The organism is Pseudomonas sp. AGC41 (genome assembly GCF_057334555.1).
Genome location: NZ_JBHFJB010000089.1, coordinates 42,601 through 49,686, shown reverse-complemented (window position 1 = coordinate 49,686; position 7,086 = coordinate 42,601). Strand labels below are relative to the sequence as shown.

General features: G+C 62.4%; 5 protein-coding genes. 1 reads left to right on the top strand and 4 read right to left on the bottom strand.

Going from position 1 to position 7,086, the window contains the following annotated elements; genetic code table 11:
- Positions 1–32: 32 nt before the first annotated feature.
- Entirely contained in the window at positions 33–470 is a 438-nt protein-coding gene (locus tag ACE04F_RS16310; RefSeq protein ID WP_486108265.1) for an Lrp/AsnC family transcriptional regulator, read from the bottom strand.
- Between the two features lie 133 nt (positions 471–603).
- Here ACE04F_RS16310 and ACE04F_RS16305 point away from each other — a divergent pair, with 133 nt between their 5' ends.
- Complete coding sequence (locus tag ACE04F_RS16305; RefSeq protein ID WP_486108263.1) at positions 604–1,497, top strand: DMT family transporter; 894 nt, start codon at positions 604–606, stop codon at positions 1,495–1,497.
- A gap of 13 nt (positions 1,498–1,510) precedes the next feature.
- On the opposite strand, the gene ACE04F_RS16300 is transcribed toward ACE04F_RS16305, so the two are convergent.
- From ACE04F_RS16300 to ACE04F_RS16290, 3 genes are all read right to left on the bottom strand, one after another.
- A complete protein-coding gene (locus ACE04F_RS16300) occupies positions 1,511–3,136 on the bottom strand; it encodes an NADP-dependent glyceraldehyde-3-phosphate dehydrogenase (protein ID WP_486108261.1) in 1,626 nt (541 codons plus the stop codon).
- 184 nt (positions 3,137–3,320) lie between these two features.
- Positions 3,321–5,744, bottom strand: coding sequence for an autotransporter family protein (locus ACE04F_RS16295; RefSeq protein WP_486108259.1), 2,424 nt, complete (start codon positions 5,742–5,744; stop codon positions 3,321–3,323).
- Between the two features lie 167 nt (positions 5,745–5,911).
- Positions 5,912–6,712, bottom strand: a complete 801-nt coding sequence (locus ACE04F_RS16290) for an endonuclease/exonuclease/phosphatase family protein (RefSeq protein WP_486108257.1) — start codon at positions 6,710–6,712, stop codon at positions 5,912–5,914.
- Between the last annotated feature and the right edge of the window lie 374 nt (positions 6,713–7,086).

Sequence of the window (7,086 nt, the reverse complement as noted above, 5' to 3'; positions counted from 1 at the left end):
GCTCCCACAGAAATGCGCTCACTTCAAAAGCCTCACTCCATCGGCGGCAAGCGCCGCTTGACCGGTGTCTTCTTGACGATCGCCGTATTGGTTTCAGCAAGCACATTCAACTTGTCCAACACCACATCCAACTGCTCCATCGAGCGCACGTGCAGTCGCGCAATGAAACAGTCTTCCCCCGTCACCTTGTCGCATTCGGTGAACTCACCAATGGCCTGGATCTGCCGCTCCACCTCCTGCAACTGCCCCGGTAACGGACGGATGCGCACGATGGCCTGGAGTTGATAACCAAAGCACTTCGGGTCGACCTCGACGGTGTAGCCCTTGAGCACGCCACGCTCCTCCAGCCGGCGCAGGCGTTCGGCAACGCTGGGGGATGACAGGCCGCTCAGGCTTGCCAAGGCTTTCAGGGAGCGTCGTGAGTCTTCCATCAAGGCGCTGATGAGGATCTGGTCGATGTCGTCAGTCATTTTCGCTCCGTTAGGCAAATACTCGAAGTTGCCTTGATAAAAAAGGTCGAAAGCCAGTCTAGCCTTTTTCAAACCATGGAGAAGCGCCAGGGCGGGTCGGCATACTGTGTCCATTCACTGAAGGAGCCTGAAGATGGACAAGACCCTACGCCGCGGTTCGCTCGAAATGACCGCCGCCATGCTGATTTCCGGCACCATCGGCTGGTTCGTGCTGGTGTCCGGCCTGCCGGTGCTGGATGTGGTGTTCTGGCGATGCGTGTTTGGCGCCGGCACGTTGTTGCTGATCTGCGCCGGTTTCGGTTTCCTGCGCCGGGATCTCCTGACCCGCACGACCTTCCTGCTGGCGGTGCTCAGTGGCGTTGCGATCGTCGGTAACTGGGTGCTGTTGTTCGCTTCCTACTCCCGCGCTTCGATCGCCATCGGCACGGCCGTGTACAACGTCCAGCCCTTCATGCTGGTGGGGCTGGCCGCGCTGTTCCTGGGAGAGAAGATCACTGCGCAGAAGCTGTTCTGGCTGGCGGTGTCGTTTCTCGGGATGCTGGCCATCGTCAGCGCCCACGGCGAGCAGGGGCAGGGAGGCGAGGATTATCTGGCGGGCATCGCCCTGGCGCTGGGGGCGGCATTGCTGTACGCCGTGGCGGCGTTGATCATCAAGCGCCTGACCGGCACGCCGCCGCACTTGATCGCGTTGATCCAGGTCGCCACCGGTATCCTCTTGTTGGCGCCGTGGGCGAATTTCTCGGTCTTGCCGCGGCAACCCGAGGCCTGGGCCAGCCTGCTGACCCTCGGCATGATTCACACCGGCGTGATGTACGTACTGCTGTACAGCGCGATCCAACGCTTGCCGACTGCCGTGACTGGCGCACTGTCCTTTATCTACCCGATCGCGGCGATCTTCGTCGACTGGTTTGCCTTCGGCCATCGCCTCGAACCGCTGCAATGGCTGGGAGTAGCGGCCATCCTGCTGGCGGCTGCCGGCATGCAGCAGGGCTGGGGCAACAAGTCGCGCCGCCCAGCCCTGACGTAACGACTGCCGCGGATCAGAAGATGTAATCGGTGGTCAGGAAGTTCGAATCCCGCTCACGGATGATGTCGCTGATCAGCGCCTTGTTGCTGTCCTGGAACTTGGTCGCGACCAGCGTGCGGATCGAAAAGGTCCGCAGTGCGTCATGAACCGACAATGTGCCTTCGGCGGAGTTTTTCCGGCCGTTGAACGGGAAGGTGTCCGGGCCACGCTGGCATTGGGCGTTGATGTTGATGCGACCGACCTGGTTGGCGAAGGTGTCCACCAGCCTGCCGACTTCGGCCGGGTGGGTGCCGAAAATGCTCAGTTGTTGGCCAAAGTCGGATTCGAGGACGTAATCGATCACGGTATTGACGTCGCGGTATGGCACGATGGGCACGACCGGGCCGAACTGTTCTTCGTGATAGACCCGCATGGCAGTGTTCACTGGATAGAGTACCGCCGGATAGAAAAACGAAGCGCGGGATTCGCCGCCGTGCTGGTTCATGACGCCGGCACCCTTGGCAACTGCATCGGCCACCAGCGAATGCAGGTAATCGACCTTGCCCGCTTCGGGCAATGGCGTCAGTGCGACGCCGTCCTCCCACGGCATGCCGGGTTTCAGCGCAGCGAGCCTGGCGTTAAGTTTCTCGATGAAAGCCGGGGCGATGTCTTCGTGGACGAATAGGATTTTCAGCGCCGTGCAGCGCTGGCCGTTGAAGGACAACGAACCGGTCAGTGCCTCGCTGACCGCATTGTCCAGATCGACGTCGGGCAGCACCAGGCCGGGATTTTTCGCGTCCAGCCCCAGCGCGGCGCGCAGGCGATGGGGGCGCGGATGGAGTTTCTTCAGGTCGCTGGCGGCCTTGTTGGTGCCGATGAAGGCGAATATGTCGATCTTGCCGCTGGCCATCAGCGCGCTGACGGTTTCCCGGCCGCTGCCGTAGATCACGTTGATCACGCCGGCGGGGAAGCTGTCGCGAAAGGCTTCCAGCAGCGGCCGTACCAGCAGTACGCCAAGCTTGGCCGGCTTGAACACCACCGTGTTGCCCATGATCAGCGCCGGAATCAGCGTGGTGAAGGTTTCGTTCAGCGGATAGTTGTAAGGCCCCATGCACAGGGCCACGCCCAATGGCACGCGACGGATCTGTCCGAGGGTGTCCTGTTCCAGCTCGAAGCGGCTGGAACGGCGGTCCAGCTCTTTGAGAGCGTTGATGGTGTCGACGATGTAGTCGCAGGTGCGGTCGAACTCCTTCTGGGAGTCCTTCAGGTTCTTGCCGATCTCCCACATCAGCAACTTGACCACCGCTTCACGCTGTTCGCGCATCCGCGCCAAAAAGGTCTCGACATGACGGATGCGTTCGGCGACACGCATGGTCGGCCATTGGCCCTGGCCGCGATCATAGGCCCGGACGGCAGCGTCAAGGGCCGTGAGGGCGGTCTCGGCATCCAGCAGTGGCGTGCTGCCGAGAATCACCTGCTCATCGCCATCGGCGCCGGCCAGGTGCACCGGGCTGCGCACCGTGGCGAGCGGACCCTGCCAGGTCTTCAGGACGCCATCGACCAGGTATTCACGTTGCTCCACCGGGCCTTCGAGGCGGTAGGCGGGCGGGATGTCGGCGGCACCGGGGAACAGACCGGCGAGGAAGTTGGCTGTGGTCATGTCGTTACTCCATCAATGAAATGAGCCATGGGCAGCTGCGGCCATGAATCGCTTCTAGCGTTATACGCCTTAATGGAGGTGTTTTTTAAGTGTGCCGGGACACGAGGCCCTGCCTTTCACTCAACCGAGCGCGATGCCTGCGTGGCAAGGATGCCTGCTCCTCGCCCCGCAGGGAGGCGGTCATTTACCAGCTTATCCGCACGCCGACATTGCCGGCCACGCTGCGTTGCTGGTTGCTGTCGAGGTTATTGCCATAGTCCACCCCGGCATAGGCGCTGACCGTAGGCGCGAGGCTGACGATGACGCCCGCGCCCAGGTCGGCGGTGGAGGCGCGTTGCTCGGTCTCGATCCGTTGGGCATTGTCGAACGTCACCGTGTCGGTGCCGGAAAAAGTGTGCCAGACATTGGCCCGCAGATACGGCTCCACCGGGGTGTCGCTGATCAGGTAGCGGCCCTTGAGACGGGCACCGAGCCGGCCGGTCCAGGCGCTGTCGGAATCGAATTCGACCCTGGAGATTCCATCATCCTGAGTGTCCAGGGAAATTTTCTGATGGATGATTTGCGCCTGTGGCTCGACGACCCAGTCATTGCCCACGGCAAACGGGTAGCCGACTTCCGCCGAAAGGGTCAGCGCATGCCCGCGGTTATCCAGCTGGAGGCCGCGTTCGGAACGGCTGTCGCCGTTCAGCCGGGTGCCCATGATCACCGTATCGATGTAGCCGCCGGAGGGATCGGTCAGCGTCCAGTACAAGCCATAGCTATCGCCATCGAGTTCTACCTTGCCGGCGCGCCGCCCTTCGAACCCGAGGTTGTAGCCGTCGACGTTGCCGTTCAATTCGCTATGGCCGACGAAGAAACCGATGCGTTGGGTCTGGCTGTCGAAGACCGCCCCGCTGTAAATGTCGTTGCCCACCTGGAAGCCCTTGATGGAACCGTCGAACCTTGGTGCCACCGTGCCGGCCCAGGTCTGATCGAGGTCCTTGCCGTAGACACGCCCCCAACCGGCCCCGAAAGCGCCGGTTTCCGTCAGCAAGCGTTGATCGCCCTGGCGATCATGGAACGTGCCCAGGGCCATCAGGGTCAGTTGCGCGGCAACAGGAGGCAGCACCGACCAGGTGGGGACTTCCGGACGGTACAGGGGAATCGGCGCGGCGCCCGGCACGGCGACCGGCAAGATCGGCAACGAGGGGCTGGCCACAGCGATCGGACCGGCGACCACGGTGGAGCGCAGATACCAACTGTTCTCGTTGCCGGCCACGCCGCCCTTGAACAGGCGGTAATCGAACGCACCGGCCGACACCGATCGCGCCAGTGAGAAAGCCCCGCTGTCGCTGACGGCGCCGCCCTGAGCCTGGACCAGTTCGATGCCGTCGCGGGCAGTCAAGGCGCCTGCACCGCCGATATTCGTGACGGTGATGGCCGTGCTGCCGCTGAGCGTACCGGCGTTGACCACCAGTTTGTCGCTCGGCGAGCCGTCGGCACCGAGCAGCGTTTGCAGGCGCAACTGGCCGCCATTGCCGAAGTAGTTACCTTGTACGGTAAGGGTGTCGCTGGTACGGGTATTGTCTGCGCCGAGGTCGATGGTTCCGGCATTTTCAAGCGTTGCCATCAGGCCGGCGGTGAGCGGGCGGATGTTGCCCTGGCTCGCCGTCAGCAGACTGCCGGCGTCGATGCTCAGCGTGCCGGTGCCGGTAGCGCTGTCGCCCAGGACCAGCGTGTCGTCCAGGTTCAGCCGCGAGCCCTGCGTGAGGTTGACCGACTCCCAGTTGACATAACGAGCAGCGCTGCCGGAAGTGCTCGCCTCGAAAGTCAGTGTGTCCTGGCCCAGTCCCCCGTCCAGGCTGGGCGTGATGGCGAGGAGTGATTCATCCAGATTGCTCAACAGCGCCGTGTCGTTGCCTTCGCCCATAAGGATGGCGGAGCGGATGAGACCGCCGCTCCACTGCAGTTGGTCATTACCGAAACTGGTCCGGACCTCGCCGACGATCTCGCCCCCGCTCACGGCAACCCGGTCGTCACCGCCGCTGACGCTGACATTGCCGCCGATGCGGCCCGCGGAAACGATAATGGTGTCCCGGCCAAAGCCGGTCACCAGATTGCCGATAATCTGCCCACCGGACATGTCGAAAATATTGTCATCGAGTTTCATGTCGACCCGGCCAATGGTGCCGCCGGTCATGGTCGCCTCATCTCCGTCCTCGAACGCTTCGACGATTGTCCCGCCGGTCATCAGGAACGTATCGAGCCCATCGCCCTGGGCCAGGGATAGGACGCTGCCGCCGTGCATGATGAACTCGTCGATGCCCGAGCCTTGTTGTACGTCGCCCACCACCACGCCGTTGGGATTGACCTCGATGTAATCGGTTCCGACGCCGAAGGTGATGTCTCCCTGGATGACCCCGCTGCCATTGCCCGGCATTGTCAGGCGGTTGTTTCCCAGAAGGTCGGTCAAACCGGGGCTGGTGCCGCTGTCGCAAGCATAGATGTCATCGCCTGCCGTCGGCGTCAGGGTGCATGCCGCCATGGCGGGCGGTGCGTCCAGCAGCAGCGGGGTAGTTAGCCACAAGGCATGGAACAGCCGGTTGACGCCATGATTGCGCAAGCTCATCTGCTTTCCCTCAGCATCGGCATCCCGGCCTACCGTCATCCAGCCTGGGTTGCTCTACAGAAGGCACGCGGGGCCTGGCAACGCTCGCTGTATGTGGGGCACGCTAACAAGGGATGATGAGGGTCGCTACTGTCAGATCTTACAGGTCAGTAGGTCGGCGAGCATGGCTACAGGTGCACCTCAACCGACAGCGGCAAGTGATCGCTCAGGTGCGTCCAAGGCCTGTTGCCAAGGATCTGCGGAGCGTGGCTGGTGGCGTTGCGCAGGTAGATGCGATCCAGGCGCAGCAGCGGAAAACGCGCTGGATAGGTTCTGGCCGGGCGGCCATGATGGTGTTCGAAGGCCTCGTGAAGATAGCGGCGGCGGGCGAGGGTGGTGTTGCCGCGCAGCTGCCAGTCATTGAAGTCCCCCGCGATGATGACGGGCGCGTTTTCGGGCAGCGAATCGAGTAGTTTGCAGAGCAGTTGAAGCTGCAGTTGGCGATGGCTTTCGAGCAGGCTCAGGTGAACGCAGATCCCATGGACTTCGGCGTGCCCTGGCACGTCCAGCACACAGTGCAGCAACCCGCGCCGCTCCGGGCCGGTGATGGACACGTCCAGATTGCGAAACTGGCGAATCGGATACTTGGAGAGCAGGGCATTGCCATGATGGCCGTCGGGGTAGACCGCGTTCCGGCCATAGGCGAAGTCACTCCACATGCTATCGGCGAGGAACTCGTACTGCGAGGTCTGGGGCCAATTGTCATAGCGTGACGCATGACGGTCGTGTTCACCCAGCACTTCCTGGAGAAACACCAGGTCGGCCCCGGTGCTGCGTACCGCTTCGCGCAGTTCGGGCAGGATGAAGCGGCGGTTGAGGGCGGTAAACCCCTTATGCGTATTGACCGTCAGCACCCGCAGCCGATGAACCGCCGCAGATGCGTCCACCGCCACGGGTTGTTCGGCCTGCCAGTTGGAATCGCCAGTCACGTGCACTCCTGAATCAGACGTATGTGTTCATGCGACTGACCGCGGCTGCGGCAGTTCCGGAATTGTTGGCTGTGAAGTCCGCGCCATCCAGAACATCCATGTACAACACATGACCTGTGGGAGCGAGCCTGCTCGCGATGGCGGTGTTTCAGCCGACAGGGATGCTGAATGGACTGGCCTCTTCGCGAGCAGGCTCGCTCCCACAGTGGAGCTGCGCCATCCGGAGCATCGCTTTAGACCTTGATCTTGATCTTGATCTTGATCTTGATCTTGATCTTGATCTGGAACGCCCCGTTAACCACGCTGGCCGAACGCAGGCGTTGCGCAGTGGGCATCCCGGCATGGATGCCGGGATAGCCGCGCTGGGCCATGGA